General features: G+C 70.0%; 13 protein-coding genes. 9 read left to right on the top strand and 4 right to left on the bottom strand.

Annotated features, from left to right (window positions below; genetic code table 11):
• Positions 1-55: 55 nt before the first annotated feature.
• The gene (locus MANAM107_RS01580) at positions 56-1378 is read right to left on the bottom strand and encodes a cysteine desulfurase family protein (RefSeq protein ID WP_223910253.1); all 1323 of its coding nucleotides are present in this window, start codon (positions 1376-1378) and stop codon (positions 56-58) included.
• A 286-nt stretch (positions 1379-1664) separates the two neighbouring features.
• Here MANAM107_RS01580 and MANAM107_RS01575 point away from each other — a divergent pair, with 286 nt between their 5' ends.
• The 7 genes from MANAM107_RS01575 (at position 1665) to MANAM107_RS01545 (ending at position 12136) form a co-directional block, all read left to right on the top strand.
• On the top strand, positions 1665-2642 hold the full coding sequence (locus tag MANAM107_RS01575; protein WP_223910250.1) for a sugar-binding transcriptional regulator: 978 nt from the start codon (positions 1665-1667) through the stop codon (positions 2640-2642).
• 396 nt (positions 2643-3038) lie between these two features.
• Positions 3039-4418 (top strand): L-fucose:H+ symporter permease, encoded by a 1380-nt coding sequence (gene fucP / locus MANAM107_RS01570; RefSeq protein WP_223910248.1) that lies wholly within the window; start codon positions 3039-3041, stop codon positions 4416-4418.
• 4 nt (positions 4419-4422) lie between these two features.
• Positions 4423-5445 (top strand): aldose 1-epimerase family protein, encoded by a 1023-nt coding sequence (locus MANAM107_RS01565; RefSeq protein WP_223910245.1) that lies wholly within the window; start codon positions 4423-4425, stop codon positions 5443-5445.
• A gap of 1 nt (position 5446) precedes the next feature.
• Positions 5447-6415 (top strand): ribokinase, encoded by a 969-nt coding sequence (gene rbsK / locus MANAM107_RS01560; RefSeq protein WP_223910242.1) that lies wholly within the window; start codon positions 5447-5449, stop codon positions 6413-6415.
• Between the two features lie 10 nt (positions 6416-6425).
• Complete coding sequence (gene nudC / locus MANAM107_RS01555) at positions 6426-7949, top strand: NAD(+) diphosphatase (protein ID WP_308443629.1); 1524 nt, start codon at positions 6426-6428, stop codon at positions 7947-7949.
• Positions 7950-8320: 371 nt separating this feature from the next.
• The gene (locus tag MANAM107_RS01550) at positions 8321-9931 is read left to right on the top strand and encodes a P-loop NTPase family protein (RefSeq protein ID WP_223910239.1); all 1611 of its coding nucleotides are present in this window, start codon (positions 8321-8323) and stop codon (positions 9929-9931) included.
• 78 nt (positions 9932-10009) lie between these two features.
• Positions 10010-12136: an ATP-dependent helicase gene (locus MANAM107_RS01545; RefSeq protein ID WP_223910236.1), complete on the top strand. Its 2127-nt coding sequence runs from the start codon at positions 10010-10012 to the stop codon at positions 12134-12136.
• 86 nt (positions 12137-12222) lie between these two features.
• On the opposite strand, the gene MANAM107_RS01540 is transcribed toward MANAM107_RS01545, so the two are convergent.
• Entirely contained in the window at positions 12223-13191 is a 969-nt protein-coding gene (locus MANAM107_RS01540; protein WP_223910233.1) for a helix-turn-helix domain-containing protein, read from the bottom strand.
• 214 nt (positions 13192-13405) lie between these two features.
• Positions 13406-14623, bottom strand: coding sequence for a YlbL family protein (locus tag MANAM107_RS13010; protein ID WP_263421910.1), 1218 nt, complete (start codon positions 14621-14623; stop codon positions 13406-13408).
• A 164-nt stretch (positions 14624-14787) separates the two neighbouring features.
• On the opposite strand from MANAM107_RS13010, the gene MANAM107_RS01530 reads away from it, so the two are divergent.
• Positions 14788-16299, top strand: a complete 1512-nt coding sequence (locus MANAM107_RS01530; RefSeq protein ID WP_223910230.1) for a zinc-dependent metalloprotease — start codon at positions 14788-14790, stop codon at positions 16297-16299.
• A gap of 50 nt (positions 16300-16349) precedes the next feature.
• On the opposite strand, the gene MANAM107_RS01525 is transcribed toward MANAM107_RS01530, so the two are convergent.
• Positions 16350-16958 carry a PPA1309 family protein gene (locus MANAM107_RS01525; protein ID WP_223910227.1) on the bottom strand — a complete coding sequence of 203 codons (609 nt, stop codon included), beginning with the start codon at positions 16956-16958 and terminating at the stop codon, positions 16350-16352.
• A gap of 241 nt (positions 16959-17199) precedes the next feature.
• Here MANAM107_RS01525 and MANAM107_RS01520 point away from each other — a divergent pair, with 241 nt between their 5' ends.
• A complete protein-coding gene (locus tag MANAM107_RS01520) occupies positions 17200-20409 on the top strand; it encodes a UPF0182 family membrane protein (RefSeq protein WP_223910224.1) in 3210 nt (1069 codons plus the stop codon).
• The last annotated feature ends 127 nt before the right edge of the window (positions 20410-20536 follow it).

Genomic DNA, 20536 nt, shown 5'->3' with positions numbered 1-20536 from the left:
GAGGGAATGCCTGCGGGGACTTGTAAGGGCGGGGAGACCGATGCCGGGCCCGGCCTCACATCTCCCGGCGCTGTGGGGCGGGGGAGTGCCCCGGGCCTGCAGCCGCACGCATCCGACGAGCCGCGTCCACGGCGCCGGGCAGCGCCGTCACCAGGCGCTCGACATCCCGTTCAGTGGAGCCCGGCCCCAGGCTGACCCGCAGCGTCGAGCGGGCCGCATCTTGCCCCAACCCCATTGCCAGCAGCACATGGCTGGGGCCATGCACCCCGGCATGGCAGGCCGAGCCCGCCGAGGCATCGATCCCCGCCAGGTCCAGGGCCATGAGCAGCGCCTCGGCCTGAGCCCCCTCGAACCACAGGTGGGCAGTGGAGGGCAGGTGGGCCGCATCGGCGGGAAGCGTGGCATGCACCCCCTCCAGGGCAGTGGCCTCCCGCAGCAGTCTGTCGCGCAGCGCCCCCAGGCGCACCGCCTCCGCCTCGCGCTCGCCCACCGCCAGCTCCACGGCCAGCGCCAGCGCCCGTGCACCGATGACATCCTGCGTGCCCGAGCGGACCCCCCGCTCCTGGCCGCCCCCGCCCGTTACCGGCCGCAGATCCACCTCACGGCGGACCACCAGGGCCCCCACCCCCACCGGAGCGCCCAGCTTGTGGCCGCTCAGGCTCATCGCATCCAGCCCCCACCCACGGAAATCCACAACCGTCTTGCCCAGGGCCGCCACGGCGTCGCAGTGCACCGGCACGTACCCCGGCTGCCCAGGACGCTCGACCCCCGTGGCCCGCCGCACCCGACCGACCACCGCCGCCATGTCCTGAACCACCCCGGTCTCGTTATTGGCGGCCATCACCGAGACCAGGCTGACCCGGCCGCGCCGGGGCGGGCCGGTGTCGGCCCCAGTCGGGCGCGCACGGGAGCCCGCGCCGCCCGGATCGCCGGCGGGGCCCGCGCCGCTGCTGGCGCTCAGACTCGCGGTGAGGCTGTCGAGCCCGACCCGCCCGGCGCCATCGACCTCCAGGAGGCTCAGGCCCGCCCCCAGCTGCTCGACAGCCGCGCGGGCAGAGTCCAGCACCGCCGGATGCTCAATGGGGGAGACCACCAGGCGCCCACCTGGCACAGCGCGCGCCCGGCCGGCGATCATCAGCGCGCTTGCCTCAGTACCGCCGGAGGTCAGGACCACCTCATGGGCATCGACCCCCAGCGCCCGGGCGATCCTGGCACGAGCCTGGGCCAGCAGCCCCGCCATCCGCCTGCCCGAGGCATGCTGGGAGCTGGGATTGGCCCACCCTCCCAGCCCCTCGGACAGATCCTGCGCCACCTGCTCGGCCACCTCGGGGCGGATGGGACTGGAGGCGGCGTGATCAAGGTAGGCGCGCGCGGGCATGCCCCCACCCTATCGGCCCCGGCTGCACATCTTCAGACCGAGCGCCGACGGCATCATGCCGGAAAGTCGGGGTCCGGGGCCCGGATCGGACTTGAAGATGTGCAACGGGAGGGGTGCTGCACATCTTCAGATCGGGCGGCAACGGCATCATGCGGGAAAGTCGGGGCCCAGGGCCCGAATCCGGCTTGAAGATGTGCAGCGGGGTGGGGGCGGGCCGTTAGGCTGGGCGGATCGGAGCAGGAATCGGACCAGGGTACGGAGCGCCGCGGAGCGCGGGGAGGCGGGCATGACGGCATACGCGTCGAGACTGTCGGCCAAGGAGGTCCAGGCCCTGGATGCCGCCAAGCTCTACTACGCCGGGCTCACCCAGCAGGAGGTCGCCCAGCGCCTGCACGTCTCGCGGCCTACCGTCTCCAAGCTGCTGGCCTACGCCCACCGGCGCGGCTTCGTGCGCATCGAGATCCACGACCCCCGCGAGCAGGACCCCATGCTCCTGGAGACCCTGCGCGAGCGCTTCAACCTGCTCGACGTTCGGCTCGTCAGCCCCGTCGGCCCGGGGGAGGACCTGCTGCGCGCCGCCCTGGGCCGGGAGGGGGCCCGTCTGCTGTCCACCCTGGTCCGCGACGGGGACCGCATCGGGGTCGTGGGCTCACGCACCCTGGTCGAGCTCGCCCGATCCCTGGAGCCCGTGCCCCGCCACCACGTCGAGCTCGTCCAGATGGCCCGCGGCCTGCTGCCCGCCGACCGGGGGCTCGACGAGGAGGCCTGCCTCGTGCGGATGGCGCAGGCCTTCGACGCCCGCCTCCACCCACTGGGCATGCCACTGGTGCTGGGGAGCATCGCCGAGCGCAACGACCTGCACCGCGCGCCCCAGGGGCGCCGCCTCAGGGAGATGGTCGACCAGGTGCGCATCGCCCTGTTCACCGTGGGGGAGATCCACTCCGACCTCCAGCACCTGGGCCACGAGGTGCTCAGCGACGCCGAGCGCGAAGCCCTCATCGAGCGCGGCGCCGGGGACCTGTGCTCGCACTTCATCGACGTCCACGGCAGGATCTGCCTGCCCGACCTGACCCACCGCACCACCGGCATCACCCTGGCCGAGCTGCGCCGCAAGGAGCAGAGGATCCTCGTGGCCGGGGGCGAGGCCAAGGCGCCGGTGATCCGGGCGGCCCTGGCCAACGGTTACGTCAACCGGCTCATCACCGACGTCTCGGCCGCCCGCGGCGTCCTGGAGATCGACGACGCTCTGGCGCCCCGGCAGTGAGCCGCCCGGGCCGCCGCCCAGGCCGCTGCCGGGGCGCCAGGGGCCGTGAGGCACAGATGTTCCAAGTGAGCACCTCTGCGCCAACATCCCGCCCCTGGCGGCGCCTCCATGCCGATTTTTCGTTGCCATAGCAGCGAATCAGTGGCGGAACATTCGTTCGGCGGGGGCTCGTGCTGACTCCTGGTGGATTGCTACGTTCCGGTCACGCCCGGCAGCGCAGAAGGCGCCGCCGGGGCAGCGTCATCGAGGACATCGAGGCACTGCCGCGCATTCGGACAAAGGAGTTCCCGTGGTACCACTGTCGCGCACCATCGACCACGCCCAGCCGCGGTCGCAGACGACCACTGCCGCCCGGCACGCCGGCCGCACCCGGCCGGCACTGACGGGAGGCCGGTCATGACCAGCACCACGACCGCGCCCAGCGACACCGCCCACCCCGCCGCGCCGTCCTGGGGGCTCATCAAGGACCCCACCACCCAGCTGCCCGACGGCTACCTCGACCGCACCCCGATGTTCCAGTACATCCTGCTGTCGATCTGCTTCCCCATGTGGGGCGCCGCCGCGAGCCTCAACGACATCCTCATCACCCAGTTCAAGTCCGTCTTCACCCTGTCGGACTTCGCCTCGGCCTTCGTCCAGTCGGCCTTCTACGGCGGCTACTTCCTCATCGCCATCCCCTCCTCGCGGATCATCCGGCGCACCAGCTACAAGACGGGGCTGCTCATCGGCCTGGTCGTCTACATCGTGGGCTGCACGCTGTTCTTCCCGGCCTCGCATGTGGCCACCTACTCGGTGTTCCTGGCGGCCCTGTTCGCCATCGCCGTGGGCCTGTCCTTCCTGGAGACATCCGCCAACACCTACTCCTCGATGATCGGGCCCAAGCGCTCCTCGACCCTGCGGCTCAACATCTCCCAGACCTTCACGCCCCTGGGGTTCCTGGCCGGCGCGGTGCTGGGCAAGTACCTCATCTTCACCGACGGCGAGGCCCTGCACAGCCGCCTGGCCTCCCTGACCGGGCTGGAGCGCCAGCAGGTGGCCGAGGCCGCCCTGCAGCGCACCCTGGCCCCCTACCGGGTCATCATCGTGGTGCTGGTCATCCTGGCCATCATGGTGGCCATCACCCAGTTCCCGCACTGCAAGCCCCTCAACCACCGCCACGAGGAGGCCAAGGCCACCATCGGGGAGACCCTGTCCTACCTGGCGCGCAATGGGCGCTTCCGCATGGGCATCCTCACCCAGTTCCTCTACGTGGGCATGCAGACGGCCGTGTGGTCCTTCACCATCCGCCTGGCCCTGAACCTGGATGACTCGCTCAATGAGCGCACCGCCGCCAACTTCGTCATCGCCGCCTTCGTGGCCTTCTTCGTGGGCAAGTTCATCGCCAATGTCCTCATGACCCGCTTCAACGAGGACCTGGTCCTGGTGGCCTACTCGATCCTGGGGGTCATCACCCTCCTGTGGGTGGTCCTGGCGCCCAATATGTCCTCGGTCTATGCCGCAGTGATCACCTCGGGCCTGTTCGGCCCCTGCTGGGCCACCATCTACGCCCGCACCCTGGACAGCATCGAGGACAAGCGCCACACCGAGACCGGAGGCGCCGTCATCGTCATGTCCATCATCGGCGGTGCGGTCATCCCGGTCATCCAGGGCCTGGTCTCCGACACCATCGGCTCCCTGCAGGTCTCCTTCCTGGTCTCCCTGCTGTGCTTCGCCGCCGTCCTGATCTACTTCATGTCCGAGTACCGCGCCTCAGCGCGCCGCGAGAAAGCCGAGTGAGCACATGAGCACCACCATCCCCCTGCATCCGGAACTGTTCAACACCGAGGCGCGCACCATCCTGCGCTCCCAGGACTTCGAGGCCCGGGCCCTGCGCTACCCCTCCGGGGTGGCCTCGCTGAGGCTGACCAACTCCCGGGGCCTGATCGAGGTCCTGCCCTTCATGGGCCAGATCATCTGGGACGCCCAGATGGACGGCGTGAGCCTGCGGATGGACAACATGTTCTCCCAGCCCCAGCCCGCCCGGGAGATCATCGGCACCTACGGCTGCTTCGCCTTCCACGCGGGCCTGCTGGCCGCCGGCTGCCCCGCCCCCGAGGACGACCACCCCCTGCACGGGGAGTTCCCCTGCGCGCCCATGGACGAGGCCTGGCTGGAGGTCGAGGCCGACGCCGTGCGGATCGTCTCCTCCTACGAGTACGTCATGGGCTTCGGCAGCCACTACCGGGCCCGGCCCCATGTGGAGATGCGCGCGGGCTCGTCCATGATGACCATCGGCATGGAGGTCACCAACCTCTCGGCCTACGCCCCGATGCCACTGCAGTACATGTGCCACATGAACTACGCCTTCGTGCCCGACGGCGTCATGAGCCAGTCCCTGCCCGAGGGCTCCTTCCAGCTGCGGCGCACCGTGCCGGCGCATGTGACCCCCAACCCCGCGTGGGAGCGGATCAACGAGGAGATCCTGGCCGGGAGGATGGACGCCGACTCCCTGGAGGGGGCCACCGCCTTCGACCCCGAGATCGTCTACTTCGCCGACAGCCTGGAGCGCTACGACGACGAGCTCGTCTTCGAGATCGCCTCCCCCCAGGGGCATGTCTTCCAGACCCGCTTCTCGGGCAGGGAGTTCCCGGTGGCCACACGCTGGATCCTGCACAATCCCGACCAGAAGGTGGCCTCCTTCGTCCTGCCGGGCACCTCCCGGCCCGAGGGCCTCATCGCCGCCCGGGAGGCCGGCACCCTCATCAGCCTCGGGGCGGGCGAGAGCCGGTCCTTCACTGTGACCACGGGACTCAAGGAGGACTGACATGGCAGCCGATCGCACCAACCTGCCAGGCACTGCGAGCAGCGCCGGCGGGGGCGGCAAGGACATCGCCGTCATCGGGTCCAGCAACATGGACCTCATCACCTACATCACCCGCATGCCCAGCGAGGGCGAGACCGTCGAGGCGCCCGACTTCGCCATGGGCTTCGGCGGCAAGGGGGCCAACCAGGCGGTCAGCGCCTCCCGGCTCGGCTCCCGGGTGCTCATGCTCACCCGGGTCGGCAACGACCTCTTCGCCCAGAGCACCATCGAGAACTACCGGCGCAACGGCATCGACACCGACCTCGTCCTGCCCACCCAGGCCGCCAGCGGCGTGGCGCCCATCTTCGTCGATGAGGAGTCGCGCAACTCCATCCTCATCGTCAAGGGCGCCAACGCCCTGCTCACCCCCGAGGACGTGCTGCGCGCCGAAGAGGACATCGCCTCCTGCCGGCTCATCGTCCTGCAGCTCGAGATCCCCCTGGAGACGGTCTACGAGGCGGTGGCCCTGGGTAAGCGCCACTCCATCCCGGTGCTGCTCAACCCGGCCCCGGCCCAGCCCGACCTGGAGCTGGAGAAGGTGCGCGACTGCCAGTACATCGTGCCCAACGAGAGCGAGCTGTCCCTGCTGACCGGCATGCCCGTGGACAGCCTCGACGACGTGCGCAACGCGGCGGCGGTCCTGCTGGAGGTGGGGATCGCCAATGTCATCGTCACCCTGGGCTCGCGTGGCGCCCTGTGGATGACCCGCACCGAGGACCGGCTCATCCCCGGTGTAGCGGTCGAGGCGCGCGACACCACCGGCGCGGGGGACGCCTTCATCGGCTGCTTCGGCCACTTCCTGGTCTCCACCGGCGATACGGCCGCCTCCCTGGAGATGGCCAACCGCTACTCGGCGGACTCGGTGACCAAGCGGGGCACCCAGTCCTCCTACGCCTCCAAGGAGGAGTTCGAGCAGATCCTGCGCGGGTAGGCCCGCCACGATGCTCCTGCGCCCGAGGGCCGGCGCCGGATATCCGCGCCGGCCCTCGGGCGCCGCGGCCGGCCGGGCGGGGCTGGGCACTGGGCCCGGCCGGGCGGGGCTGGGCACTGGGCCCGGCCGGCCGGGGCTGGGCACTGGGCCCGGCCGGGAGGCAGCGGGCGCTGCGGCCCGCGGCGTCGCCATCCCGGCGAGCCTGGAGGGCGCCGGGGCCACGACGGTGGAGGGTTGGGCCATGATGACCGACTGGCTGCCCCTGTCCCGCTCCCGTCACGCCCGCGACGCCGAGCGCCGCAGCCGGCCCGGGCTGGTCGCCGAGCTGTCCCGGGACCCCTCCACGCGGCTGGTGCTCATCGACGCCCGCGGCAGGGTGGCGCTGCGCCGCCCCGGCCCGGTGGGCCCGGCGCCGGTGGGCGCCTCCTCAGGCTCGGCGACCCGGCCCATGCCTCCGGCGGCTGCCGGCGGCGCCCTCGACGACGCCTCCGGGCCCCACCACTCGAGGCAGGAGGGCTCGCCGGGCTGGGAGCCGCCCGCCGCCCGCGCCTCCTCCGGCGGGCCCGAGGGGCGCAGCGCGCCGACGCCGCAGGAGGACCGCCTGCCGCGGATCACTGCCGCCGACCTGGATCCGCAGGAGCTGGAGGGCCTGACGACCATCTACCTGGGCCGCACCGGGCGGGCTGAGCAGGAGGGCCGCCCCCGGGGCGGCGCACCATCGGAGGGCACCGCTCAGGGCGCCGCCCCTCAGGCCGTCATGGAGGCGGGCCGGGCGCAGGGGCCTGCGGGGACCAGCTGGCTGGCCGTCGTCGTGCCCACCGAGCTGGAGGTGCCCGAGGCCCCCGCCGCGCCCGCGGGTGGCCGTGACGCCGAGGGCGCGGGCACGCAGCGCCCGGGCCTGCGCCGCCTGCTGGAGCGCTACCCGCTCATCCCCTTGCGCTCGGTGGGGGCGCGGATGAGCGCGCGCGACGCGGGCCTGGCCACCGCGGCCGCCGCCCTGGCCGCCTGGCACGCCTCCTCGACCTACTGCCCGGGCTGCGCGGGGGCGACCCGCCCGGTGGAGGCGGGGTGGGCGCGGCGCTGCGCAGTGTGCTCCACCACCCACTTCCCGCGCACTGATCCGGCCGTCATCGTCGCGGCCACCGATGAGGACGACCGCCTCGTCATGGTCCACGGCGCCACCTGGCCCCAGGGGCGCTACTCGGTGGTCGCCGGCTATGTGGAGGCGGGCGAGCCCCTGGAGGCCGCCGTCGTGCGCGAGGTGGCCGAGGAGACGGGGCTGGAGGTGTCCCGGGTGGAGTACGCGGGCTCCCAGCCCTGGCCCTTCCCCCGCTCCCTCATGGTCGGCTACCGGGCGCGGCTCGCCCCGGGCAGCCGGCGCCCCCGACCCGACGGCGAGGAGGTCACCGAGGTCCTGCTCGTCTCCCGCAGCGAGCTGGCCGCGGCCGTGGCCCGGGGGAGCATCATCCTGCCGGGGGCCACCTCCATCGGGCGGGCCCTCATCGAGGACTGGTACGGCGGCCCCATCCCATGACGAGAGGAGGGCCACCAACAAGGTAACGGGCATCGGTGTCCTAGAATGATGTCAGGTTGGATCACAATGGGACGGGCCACCCTATGGTAAGATGTGTTTAAAGCGCGCTATTTTAAGGGAGTAGGGGCAGGTGAATTATATAGATTGATAGATGTTTAAGTGAACTAACCTCCAGATGAATCTACTTTCAATATTCTCGTACCCGAGATTCATGGTAGCCAATATTATTGGCATCCCTATTAAGGTAGTAAGATTCAGTGGAATGAGCAAAACGGGCGAGAGTGTTCGTTTGTGCTTTATCGCCACCAAAAAGGAAGCAATGAGATCTGCGTCACTGCATTTTCGATACTGACCGTCACATCAATGTCGCGATGAATTGTTTATTCATTGTCCAGATAGGAGAAGTTGATTTGATTTCGATATTTAATCGAGCTCTGAATGCGATCCCGAAAAGGGCGGATCAGCAGCAGGTTGAAGAGTTACGCCGAACATTCGAAGACTCTGGTGTTACCGTGGCGCTTGAGACAATCGATAATCAGGTCATGTACGGGCGGCGTGGTACGGGCAAGACTCATGCATTTAGATACCTCGAAACCCAAGTCCTAGAGTTGGGAGATATTCCTGTATATGTTGATCTGAGGCAGATCGGGTCCGCCAATGGGCTCTTTAATGGAAACGAAGTAAAGACTACGGAGCGGGCAGCTAGATTGCTGGTAGACCTTCTCGGGAACGTGAGAGATCATATATTTGAGATCGTCGTAAACGATGAAGATCTAGTTAATAATCCGTCAATTGTAGATAATCTCGATCGTCTCGTCGACGCAATTTCTAAAGTTCGCATTGTTGGCCCAGTAAACGTCGGGGTGGAGTCGTCTCGGACGAATTCGATAGTTTCTAATGAAAATCTATCTCTTGGCGCTTCTTCAAATCCCGCCCTATCGTATTCTTCGGCTAGCCAGCACGAGGTCGGAAGTTCTGGTCGATCAACAATGGCAAGAGAAGGAGATGAGGAAGTATTCCTGGAGTTCTCTCCCATAGTCAATGCTCTACGGTCGTTCGCCGGTAATCTAGGGAAAAGAAGGCTTTGGATATTGCTGGACGAATGGAGTAGCGTACCGTCTGATCTTCAGCCGCTGCTGGGGGAGTTTATTGTTCGGGGCTTATCTCCAGTCTCAGCAATTACCGTTAAAATTGCCGCTATTGAACAGCAGAGCAATTTTCGAGACTACTGTGGTGATCAACTTGTGGGTATAGAGTTAGGTGCTGATTTTGCGGCGAATCTGAACCTAGACGACTATATGGTGTATGAACAACATGAGGAGAGGTCGACAAGTTTCTTTAAAGGCCTTTTCCATAAGCATCTGATGTCTGGCAGGGGTGGCGGTCTTCTCAGTGATCGAGTTCTTCGTGAAGAGGAAATGATTAGCCAGTTATTTTCGGATAGGAGAGCTTTCGAAGAGTTGGTTCGCGCGTCTGAGGGTGTACCTCGAGATGCACTCAATATCGCAGGAAAAGCAGCCCTATCGGCAGGAGGTAAAAAAATCTCTATGAAGGATGTGAGAAGTGCTGCGAGAAGTTGGTATCAAGCCGACAAGGAGAATGCGCTTCAATCCGATTCTGATGCAACTAGAATGCTTCATAGGATCGTCGATGACGTAATTAGAGAGAAGAAATCAAGGGGATTCCTTGTTAATCAGAGGGACTCGAATAATCCAGTCTTACTAAAGTTGTTCGACGCTAGAGTTCTCCATATTGTTCGACGAGGTTATTCGGCTCAGGATGTGCCGGGAGAGAGGTTTGATGTCTGGACAATTGATTACGGAGCTTATGTAGATTTAATAAGAACTCAGAATGAACCACGATCTTTTTTGCCTGGCGGTGATGAGGGTGATCTAGAGGCGGAGATTGATGTTCCAATGCAAGATCTCAGGGCGATCAGGAGGGCGATTTTGGATTTGGATGCATTATCGAAAGATAAATGAAATCCTGTATTGTTGAGGTGGTTGAGAAGTTGGTCGTCTGTGTGCATGGAGTTTTCACGCTGTGGCAGGCTGTGCCCGATGACCCCCTCCGCCCCCCGCCCCGCGCCGCGCACCTCCACCCCACCGCCCGGGCCCGCGCAGGCCTCCAGCCTCCTGGACGCCCTGGACCCCGACCAGCGCGAGGTCGCCGAGCACCTCGAGGGGCCCCTGTGCGTCCTGGCCGGCGCGGGCACCGGCAAGACCCGCGCCATCACCTACCGCATCGCCCACGGCGTGGCCACCGGCGCCTACCAGCCCACCCAGGTCCTGGCCGTGACCTTCACCGCCCGCGCCGCGGGGGAGATGCGCTCGCGCCTGGCCGACCTGGGCATCCCCGGGGTCCAGGCCCGCACCTTCCACTCCGCGGCCCTGCGCCAGCTCACCTACTTCTGGCCCACCGCCATCGGCGGGCGCCGACCCGAGATCCAGTCCTACAAGGCCCCCCTCGTGGGGGCCGCCGCCCGGCGCCTGGGCCTGCCCACCGACCGCGCCACCGTGCGCGACCTGGCCGCCGAGGTCGAATGGGCCAAGGTCACCATGACCCTGCCCGAGGACTACGCCATCAAGGCCACCGCCGCCGGGCGCACCGACGCGGCCGGCGGCATGGAGCCGGAGACCATCGCCCAGGTCCTGCGCCTCTACGAGGAGGCCAAGACCGAGCGCGGCGTCATCGACTTCGAGGACGTCCTGCTCCTGCAGATCGGCATCCTGCTGGACCGCGACGACATCGCCTCCCAGGTGCGCAGCCAGTACAAGCACTTCGTCGTCGACGAGTACCAGGACGTCTCACCCCTCCAGCAGCGCCTGCTCGACCTGTGGCTGGGGCGGCGCCGCCAGCTGTGCGTCGTGGGGGACGTCTCCCAGACCATCTACTCCTTCACCGGCGCCACCCCCGCCTTCCTCACCGGCTTCGCCCAGCGCTACGAGGGCGCCCGCACCGTGCGGCTCAGCCGCGACTACCGCTCCACCCCCCAGGTCGTCTCCCTGGCCAACCGGGTCCTGGCCGGCACCCGGCGCTCCGGCGGGCACCTGCGCCTGCCCACCGGCGCCGTCGAGCTGGTCGCCCAGCGCCCCTCGGGCCCCGCCGTGCGCTACGAGATCCACGACGACGACGTCCGCGAGGCCCAGGGCGTGGTCGCCCAGGTCCAGCGACTGCGATCCGAGGGCGTGCCCCTGAGCCAGATCGCCGTGCTCTACCGCACCAACTCCCAGTCCGAGGTCATCGAGCAGGCCCTGGCCGAAGCCCAGATCGGCTACCTGGTGCGCGGTGGGGAGCGCTTCTTCGAGCGCGAGGAGGTCAAGCGGGCCATGGCCGTCATCCTGGGGGCCGCCCGCACCGAGAAGGCCTCCCTCACCGGGGACCTGGGCCAGGACGTGCGCATGGTCCTGGCCCGCGAGGGGTGGAGCGCCGAGCCCCCCGCCGCCCGCGGGGCCGTGCGCGAGCGCTGGGACTCCCTCAACGCCCTGGTGGTCCTGGCCGACGAGCTGGCCTCGGCCCGCGGCGCCGACCTCGATGCCCTCCATGCCGAGCTGCGCGAGCGCGCCGAGGCCCAGAACGCCCCCGTGGTCGACGGCGTCACCCTGTCCTCCCTGCACGCCGCCAAGGGCCTGGAGTGGGATGCGGTCCTGCTGGTGGGCGCCTGCGAGGGCCTGCTGCCCATCTCCCTGGCCGAGGGGCAGGCCGCGATCGAGGAGGAGCGGCGCCTGCTCTACGTGGGGGTCACCCGCGCCCGCGAGCACCTGGTCATCTCCTACGCGCGGGTCCGCAGCGCCGGGGGCCGGGCCTCGCGCAAGCCCTCCCGCTTCCTGGAGGGCATCTGGCCCCAGGAGCGCCCCGCCGGGCGCCGCCCCGCCGGGCGCGGCGAGTCGGCCGCCTCCCACCGGGCCCGTGCCAAGCAGGCCGCCGCCGACTTCGAGGCCACCGCTGATGAGCAGACCCTGGCCCTGTTCGAGATGCTGCGGGCCTGGAGGGCCACGGCGGCCAAGGAGCGCTCGCGGCCCGCCTACACGGTCTTCGCCGATGCCACCCTGCGCGATATCGCCGAGGTCAAGCCCACCACCCTGCCCCAGCTCTCCCTCATCCGCGGCGTGGGGGCCACCAAGCTCCAGGACTACGGCGCCGATGTGCTGGCCGTGGTGCGCTCAGGCACCGGCGCCGAGCTCTGAGCACCGGCGCCCCTCGCGCCGGCGCAGGACCGCGCCCCGGGAGGCTCTGCACTGGGGCGCAGGCACGGGCCCGTGGGGCGCGGGTCTTACGGCAGGGCGGCGCACAGGCACTCGGGGTGGGGCGGCCAGCGGCGCCGCAGGCCCAGCGGGTCGGTGCCGCTCAGCTCGATACTGTGGCGGCCCCAGGGCAGGTGCTCGCCCGACCGGTCCTGGGGCGCCGCGGCCCCGGCACCGGGGGAGGGGCTGGCAGAGTCCATCAGCGCGTCGATGGCTGCCCGGGCCGCCAGGGCCGCGGCCTGATGGGCCAGGAGCCGCTCGACCTCAGGCTCCGCCAGGGTGCGCATCTGGGTGGCCAGGGCGGGCCAGCAGGGGTCGGCGTCCCGCTCCCACAGGTCCAGGCAGGTGGCGCACACCTCCTCGCCCAGGACCGGCCCCACCCGCACGCTGACCTCGCGCACGAGCACCGGCAGGTGGGCCAGCCCCTCCTGGGCCAGGCGGCGGGCCCGCAGCGGGTCGATGACATGGGGCTCGACGGTGATCACCAGATCGGGGTGCGCGCCCAGGCCGGCGCGGGTGCGCACGGTGGGGGCGTGGTGGGCCAGGAGCGCCTCCAGGCCGTCCTCCTCCGCGGTGGGGGACAGGATCGTGCCCACTCCGGCCTCGGCCAGCAGCAGCGCGATCTCCTGGGGCAGGGCGCCCGAGCCGTAGAGGGCCACGGTGGCCGAGTCCAGGACACGGCCGCGGCCCCGGGCGTCACCTCCGAGGCGGTCCCAGTAGACCTCGTCGGGCGTGCTCGGCTCGGCCCCGGGCCGGCGCTCCACGGCGCCGTGGGCCTCCAGGTCCTCCACGATGCGCCGGGCGCGAGAGACCGGCACCTGGGTGCGCCGTGCCAGGTGGTAGACGCTGCCCCTGCTCATCGCGGTGGGGAACTGGTCGAGGAAGTGCTGCTCGGCGGTGCTCAGCCCCCTGACGATGGTGGCGTGCGCCGTCTCGGTGCCCACCTGGCTGACTCCCGGCTCACGCCACAGCACGGCCCTGTATCCACGGATCCTCATGGCCGCTGCCTCCTCATGCCCGCGCCCTCCCAGGCCTCGCCGGCGCGACCACGCTCCTGGTGCGCGCCCCCAGGGGCCGGCACGACGGCGGGCCCCGGCACCCGCGGTCCTGCGGGCGCCTGCGCATCACCGTGGCATGCGCGCCGTCGGGCTGCCACCGCGATGATCAGGCGGCGCTCACCCTGTGGTAAAAGCTGTGGATAACCGGGGTCGCCTACTGTCCGGCCGGGTTCGGGTTCTGGCAGGTGGCCAGGCCGGAGGCATTCCCTGCGGCAATGGCCTGGACCACCTCGACGCCCTCGTGGAGGGAGCCCACGGCATAGACCGTCATGCCCTCGGGCTCGTGGCCCACCACCTCGCCGCAGTTGTCCATCGGCGCCAGGAAGTAGTCGGAGCCGGCCTGGGAGGCGCCGGCCATCTTCTGCCGGATGCCGCCGATGGGCCCCACCGTTCCGTCCAGGGCGATCGTGCCGGTCCCGGCGATGCTCCGGCCGCCGGTGAGCGATCCGGGGGTGATCTCATCGACGATCCCCAGGGCGAACATGAGGCCGGCGCTGGGCCCTCCCACATCGGACAGCGCGAAGGACACATCGACTTGGGGGCTGACCTCGAAGTGGATCATGACGCCCAGCAGCGAGCCCTTGCCCTCGGGGCTCTCGATGGTGGTCAGGGCCGCGGTGGTCTCCTGCCCGTCGCGCTCGATCTCCAGGGTGACCGCGGTGCCGGTGGGGATCGTGGTCATGAGCTCGCGCAGCTGGTTGTAGGAGGTGATCGCCGTGCGCTGCCCGCCCTGGGGGGTCAGGGCCCTGAGGGTGTCGCCCTGCTGGAGATCGGAGGAGGTCTGCTCCGGCGCGATACCACCGACCTGCAGGCTCAGGTGGTCGGCCATCCCGACCTCGTTGAGGGCGGCGACCACGGCGGAGTCCTGCGAGCTGGTCATGGCCGCCTGGTTGGTGGCGCGGATCTCCTCCTCAGTGACCTCCTTGGGACAGATCTCGTCGCGGTCCAGCACCGCACGGTCGCGGGACAGCAGGGCCACCAGGACATCGACCGTGGTCACCGGGTAGCCGGGGCAGCCGTTGAGCGAGATCGTGGTCATCCGCAGCTCGCCCTCGGTGGGGTAGGTCGGCACGCCCTGGACGGTCAGCAGGTCCTCCTGGGAGGCGCCGGTGGCGCCGGCGGCGCCGGCGGAGTCCGAGGAGCCGGCGGCCAGGACGTTCCAGGTGGGGCCGGGGGCCTCGATGACCTTGTCCACCGGAACGGTGAAGGCCGCGATGATGAGCCCCAGGATCACGACCAGGGTCGTGGCCTGGAGGGCGCGGCGCCGTATCCGGGCCACGGGTGGGCGCCCCGCACCCCCGGGGTGCGGCGGCGCCCCGGCCTGCTCCTGGGCGGGGGACTGGTGCGAGGGTGGCTGATCCGGCTGGGTCACAGCCACATCATGGTGCATCTTCCTGGGAGATGCGCGGCGCTGCGCGAGGCGTGGCGCACTGGGGCTCCTCACGGAGCTCACCGGGGCGGCCCAGGAATGTGTGGGACGATACCGGTGTTGCAGGCAGCTGAGAGGATGATCCAGAGGATGACAAGAGGAGATCCATGAGCGCCGACCCCTTCGATGAGCTGGAGCAGATGCTCTCCTCCCTGTTCGGCGAGCAGATGGCGGCCGACGCCGTGGCGGCCCTGCGCTCCTCCGGCGTCGATGCCGAGTCCCTGGCCCAGATGCCGGGGATGGCCGATGTCTCCCAGCTCAGCCCCGGCCAGCTGCTCGCCATCCGCGCCCAGTTCCAGCAGATGTTCCACGCCTCCCCGGCTGAGCCGATCAACTGGGGCATGGGCCAGGACCTGGCCCTCCAGCAGGCGCGCCGGGACGGCGACCCGGTGGTCAGCGCCTCGCAGGCCGAGGCCTTCCGCCAGGCACTCCAGGTCGCCGACCTGTGGCTGGACACCGCCACCGAGCTCATGCCCGCCCCCGGGGCGCGCGAGGCCTGGACGCGCAGCGGCTGGGTGGAGCGGACCCTGCCGGTGTGGAAGGAGGTCTGCGCCCCCGTGGCCGAGGCGGTCACCGCGGCCCTGTCCGCCACCCTGGAGAAGCAGATCCGCGAGCTGCCCGAGGAGATGGGGCAGGCGGCCCAGCAGATGGGCGCCCTGGGCTCGATCATGCGCACCATGTCGGGCACCGCCTTCGGGCTCCAGGTGGGCCAGGCGGTGGGCACCCTGGCCACCGAGGCCCTGGGCGCCACCGACACCGGGCTGCCCCTGACGCGCGAGCCGGGCACCGCCCTGCTTCCGGCCAATGTCACCGCCTTCGCCGAGGGCCTGGAGATCGAGGCCTCCGAGATCCGCATGTTCCTGGCGGTGCGCGAGGCCGCCACCGCGCGCCTCTACGCCCACGTCCCCTGGCTGCGCGGCCAGGTGATGGGGGCGGTGGAGGCCTACGCCCGGGAGATCCGCATCGACACCGAGGCCCTGGAATCCGCCGTCGCCCAGGTCGACCCGCACGACCCCGAGGCACTGCGCGCAGCCCTGGAGGGCGGCATGTTCGCCCCTCAGGAGACCCGCCAGCAGCGTGAGGCCCTGGAGCGGCTGGAGACCCTTCTCGCCCTGGTGGAGGGCTGGGTCGAGGTGGTCACCGCCCAGGCCGTCGCCCCCCACCTGCCCCACGCCATGGCCCTGGCCGAGATGATCCGACGGCGCCGCGCCCACGGGGGGCCCGCCGAGCAGGTCTTCGCCCGCCTCATCGGCCTGACCTTCCGGCCGCGCCGGGCGCGGGAGGCGGCCCAGCTGTGGACCCACCTGGGCGCCAGCGCCGGCATCGCCGAGCGCGACGCCCTGTGGCAGCACCCCGACGTCATGCCCAGCCCCGCCGAGCTGGTCAACCCCGAGGACTTCCTGACCATGCGCCGCATGGCCCAGGACATGGACGCCGAGATGGACGCCGACCTGGCCTCCCTGCTGGACGGGACCCTGGGGTACACCGAGGGCGCCCGCAGTGCCGGCGGCCCGTCCGCCGAGGGGGAGCAGGACGGCGGTGAGGGCCGTGACGGCGGCGGTGATGAGGGCGGCGGCGAGGACAGCGGCACCGGCTCACCCGAGGCGCCCCACCGCTGAACCGCGGTTGCGCCGGCGGCTCGGCATCACCACCTCCCCGGGAGGTGCCTCTAGAGGAAGGTCGCGCCGAGGGCCTCGACGAGGCCGGGAACCAGCAGGGTGCCCTGGTAGACCTCGCCGGGGGAGTCATGGCTGCGCGAGCGCAGGGCGCACCAGGACTCCCCACTGCGCAGCACCCCCACCACGATGCGGATGTCCTCCCGGTCGCTGCGGGAGGCCAGGAACGCCTGGAGCTCGTGGGGGTCGTCGATGGCCTCGGCCTCCTGCTGGGCCTGCGGGGGCAGCATGACGCGCTCGGCACTGATGACGGCGCCGTCGACGCTGTCGGGCCAGGCGATCTGGTCCAGCAGCTCCTCCAGGTCGCCGGCCGCGGGAAGGTCCTCCTGCTCCACCACCGTCAGCAGCTCGGGGTCGGTGCGCGCCAGGTCCAGGGTCTCCTGGTCGAGCAGCTCGGCCAGGTCCGGATCGATGGCCAGCGCCGCCGCAGTGCGCACCAGGGCGAAGACCCTGGCCGGGGCGTCCCAGCCCTCAAGGGCCACATGAGCCTCGGTCTCCACCACCGCCCGGATGAGGGCCTGGGCCCGAGGGGGGAGGGGCACCGCCGTCGGGCCGCCCGCCTGCGCGTCCGCCACCTGCTGCTGATCGATGTCATCGCTCATGCCCCCATCGTCCCAAGTCCGCCGCCGTGGGCCAAGAGCGCAGCCCGGCCGGGCGTGGCCGGGCCGTATGGCCGTACGGCCCGGCCGAGCCGGCGCGGGGCGCCTGCGGGGCGGGGCCTCGCCGTCGGACGGGTGGGGTCGTGCGAGGATTGCCAGTGCGGTGGGTGACTGTGGGACGATGGGCCCGACCGGCCTCCCGGGCCGGTATGAGTCATGACCCAGCCAGCGACGGAGCGTGATCGTGAGCAACCGGCCCGACGACGAGTCCACAGACAAGCCCGAGGACGCCTCCGCGGAGAAGGCCTCCTCCGGGGCGAGGCAGGGCAGGAGGAGCTTCGGGATGCGGGTACCGGGCGCCACGGCCGGTCGCGGCGGGCCCGGCGGCCGTGGGGGAGGACGACCCCCGCGCCGACCCCGCGGGGCCGGCCGGCCCGGGGCCGGCGAGGGCCGCCGTCCCAGCCCGCTGGCCCTGACGGTCCTCATCCTGGCCGTGCTGGGAGGCCTGGCCCTGTTCGCCTCCCAGACCTGGACGGAGGTGCTGTGGTACGGCCAGCTGGGCTTCGCGCGCATCGTGTGGACGCGGTGGATCGCGGCCGGCGTGCTGTTCGTCGTGGGCTTCGCGCTCATGTTCGGCGCGGTGTTCACCGCGATCTCGCGGGCCTACCAGGCCCGGGAGATCCACGTGCCCGGCGATGAGGCCTCCCGGAACCTGGAGGCCTACCGCACGGCGATCGAGCCGCTGCGCCGCCCCCTGACCTGGGGACTGCCCGCGGTGCTGGGCCTGACCAGCGCCGCCTGGGAGTTGGCGCCCAACTGGCAGCAGATGGTGCTGGCGCTCAACTCCGAGCCCTTCGGGGTCAAGGACCCGCAGTTCGGCATCGACGTGTCCTTCTACGTCTTCATCCTGCCCGCCCTGACCATCGCGCTGAGCTACCTGTCCAATGTGGTGGTCTTCTCCGGGCTGGTCTCCGTGGCGGTCCACTACCTCTATGGGGGCATCTCGGTGACCCGCACACCGCATTTCACCCGGGCCGCCCGCATCCACCTGACGGTCTTCCTCACCCTCTACGCGCTGCTGCGGGCCGTGCGCTATTGGCTGGAGCGCTATACCGCCCTGCACGCCTCCAACTCCAAGTTCGACGGGGCCGGCTACACCGACGTCAACGCATCCATCCCCGCCAATGCGATCCTGGCGGCCATCACCGTGGCGGTGGCGGTGCTCTTCGTGGCCTCGGTGCGCTCGACCTCCTGGCGCCTGCCGGTCACCGGCGTGGCCGTCATGGTGGTCTCGGCCCTGCTGGTGGGCACCGCCTACCCGGCGGTCATCCAGAAGTTCGTCGTCGACCCCAATGCCCAGCGCGAGGAGGCCCAGTACATCCAGCGCAATATCGACGCCACCCTGGCCGCCTACGGGCTGGACGGCATCGAGACCACCGCCTACGACGCCGCCACCACCGCCGAGGCCGGCCAGCTCCAGTCCGACGCGGAGTCCACGGCCTCCATCCGCCTGCTGGACCCGGGACTGGTCTCCCCGACCTTCCAGCAGCTCCAGCAGAACAAGCAGTACTACTCCTTCCCCGAGTCCCTCAATGTCGACCGCTACACGGTGGACTCCGCCAGCCGCGACACGGTCATCGCCGTGCGCGAGCTCAACGTCAATGGGCTGGGCCAGGGGCAGCGCACCTGGGTCAACGAGCACACCGTCTACACCCACGGCTACGGCGTGGTCACCGCCTACGGCAACACCGTGGCCAGCGGCGGCTACCCCTCCTTCTGGGAGGGAGGGATCCCCTCCAGCGGCGACCTGGGCGACTACGAGCCGAGGATCTACTTCGGCCAGGCCTCGCCCTCCTACTCCATCGTGGGCGGTGACGACGGCGGCAAGCCCCGCGAGCTGGACTACCCCGATGACGAGTCCTCCACCGGCCAGGTCAACACCACCTTCTCGGGCAGTGGCGGGCCCAGCGTCTCCAACCCCTTCAACCGCCTCCTGTACGCGGTGAAGTTCCAGGAGGCCAACATCCTGTTCTCCCAGGAGGTGCGCGAGGGCTCCCAGATCCTCTACGACCGCGACCCCGCCCAGCGCGTGGCCAAGGTGGCGCCCTGGCTGACCCTGGACGGCAGCCCCTACCCGGCCGTCGTCGACGACGACGACGATCCCTCCACCCCCAAGCGCGTGGTGTGGATCCTGGACGGGTACACCACCACCAACAACTACCCCTACTCCCAGCACGAGTCGCTGGAGGAGACCACCGCGGCCGCCGGCTCGGACTCCTCCCTGCTCAGCGCGCCCGAGGAGTCCAACTACGTGCGCAACTCGGTCAAGGCCGTCGTGGACGCCTACGACGGGTCGGTCAAGCTCTACGAGTGGGACGACAAGGACCCGATCCTCAAGGCCTGGAGCTCGGTGTTCCCCGGGTCGGTCACCCCGATGACCCAGATGAGCGCCGATCTCATGGCCCACATGCGCTACCCGGAGGACCTGTTCAAGGTCCAGCGCACCATCATGGCCAGCTACCACGTCAACGACGCCGCTGAGTTCTACTCCGGAGGCGACTTCTGGAAGGTGCCCGACGACCCGACCACCCAGGAGGCGGATCAGCAGGCGCCCTACTACCTGACCCTGAAGATGCCGGGGCAGGACCAGGCGAGCTTCTCCCTGTCCAGCGTCTACATCATCGGGGGCAACACGGACCGCAACGTGCTCACCGGGTTCCTCGCGGTGGACTCCGAGACGGCCACGGGCAAGCCGGGCGAGCGCAATCCCGGCTACGGGAAGCTCAGGCTCCTGGAGCTGCCGCGCTCCTCCAACGTCTCGGGACCCGGGCAGGTGCAGAACATCTTCGACTCCGACCCGGAGGTCTCCCAGACCCTCAACCTGCTCTCCCAGCAGGGCTCGGAGGTGATCAAGGGCAATCTGCTCACCCTCCCCGTGGGCGGGGGGCTGCTCTACGTCCAGCCCGTCTACGTCCAGTCCTCCGCGGGCACGCAGTACCCGCTGCTGCGCAAGGTCCTGGTGTCCTTCGGTGACAAGGTCGGCTTCGCCGACACCCTGTCGGGGGCGCTGGACCAGGTCTTCGGGGGCGACTCCGGGGCGACCACCGGTGAGGAGGCGGTCGATGGTGATGCGGCTGCGGCCAATGACACCAATGAGGCCACTGACGGATCCGATCCGACCGCCGGCGGCGGGCAGGAGGCGGCGCCGTCGGCCACTCCCAGTGCCCCGGCCACGCAGGCCCCCAGCGCCTCGCCGAGCCCGCAGGCCCCGGCCACCGGCGATCCGCAGGCCGAGCTGGATCAAGCGCTCAGCGATGCCCAGACGGCGATGACCGACGCCGATGCGGCGCTGGACAAGGGGGACTGGGCCGCCTACGGCGAGGCTCAGAACCGGCTCAGTGATGCGGTCTCGCGCGCGGTCGAGGCCAAGAAGAGGCTCGACGGCCAGGGCTGAGCGGGCAGGCTCCTCGGGGGTGATGCCCCTGAGGGGATCCGGCTGGCGCGGGGCGCCGGGGCGCGTGGAGCGCTGCGGCGCCCCGCGTCGTCCTCGGCACTGGTCCGGGGATGCTCGATGGGCGGCG

This window comes from Actinomyces capricornis, from assembly GCF_019974135.1.
GTDB classification, from domain to species: domain Bacteria; phylum Actinomycetota; class Actinomycetes; order Actinomycetales; family Actinomycetaceae; genus Actinomyces; species Actinomyces capricornis.
This window is presented reverse-complemented; position numbering and strand designations above follow the sequence as displayed.